The 1,096-nt window shown below is 65.8% G+C and carries 1 pseudogene; it reads right to left on the bottom strand.

Features of this window, described 5'->3' with window-relative positions:
• A pseudogene (locus TSH20_RS34470) lies at positions 1-1,096 on the bottom strand (flagellin); the annotation flags it as partial.

Genomic DNA, 1,096 nt, shown 5'->3' on the forward strand with positions numbered 1-1,096 from the left:
AGGTCGACCTTCTTCTCGATGGTCGAGATGCCGTTGCCCTGGTTGTTCGCCGCTTCCAGCAGGCGGCGGTCGACCGTGAAGGACACGATGGTGCCCGACGCGAAGCTCTCCGAGATCTTCTTGGTCAGCGCGTTGGTGGCGCCGGTCGTCACCGTCATCTCGCGCACCACGCCGGTCGTGGTGTTGCCGGTCAGGGTGATGGTGCCGCTGCCGCCGATGGCGGCGGAGGCGACATCCTTGCCGGCCAGACGGCCGGTGCCGGCGATGGCGCTGGTGATCGAGTTCTTCAGGTTGGTCGCCACGTTCTTGGCGGCGTTCTGGCCGACGGCGACGTCGCCGCTGGTGGCGGTGTAGCTGAAGGACTGGCCTTCCACCGTGATGGTGAAGATGTCGCCTTCCTCGATGGTGCCGCTGATGTTGACGTTCGAAATCTGGGGCTGCGTCGAGGTCGCCGCCTGCGTCAGCTTGGCTTCGATCGTCTGGGTGTTGTCGAAGTAGGAGATCGTGCGGCTCTCGTCGCCGTCCTTGACGATGAAGTCGCGGGTGCGGCCGTTGGCGCCGCGCACCTCGATCTGGACGTCGGAGAAGCTGCCCAGCGTGCTGGACATCGTGCCCGACAGCTTCAGACCGACCAGGCCGTGCGCGTTCTCCGCGGTGGAGATGTCGGCGGTCTTGCCTTCGACCGAACCGTCACCCTTGATGCGGATGGCGTAGGTGTCGGCTGAGATGACGTTGGTGACGCGGGCGTTGTCGACGCCGACGATGGTGTTGACGGCGGCACGGGACGCGCTGGTGCTGTCCATGCTGAGGCCGTTGCCGTTGATCAGGTTCTTGCCCTGATAGCCGCTGTCGGAGGCCAGCTTGTCGATCTGGTCCTTCAGGGTGTTGAACTGCGAGGCCAGCGACTTGCGGGTGGCGATGGAGGCGGCGTCGTTGCCGAGCGCCGCGTAGGCGGCGGTGGTCAGGCCCTTGGCCTGGTCGACCAGCGAGTCGATCGAGGTCAGGCCTTTGTCGGCGGCCTGGATGGTGCTGATCGACTGACCCATCGCGTCCTTCAGCGACGTCAGGTCGCCGGCGCGCTGGTTCAGACCCTTGG

This window comes from Azospirillum sp. TSH20 (assembly GCF_003115935.1).
In the GTDB taxonomy this organism is placed as follows: domain Bacteria; phylum Pseudomonadota; class Alphaproteobacteria; order Azospirillales; family Azospirillaceae; genus Azospirillum.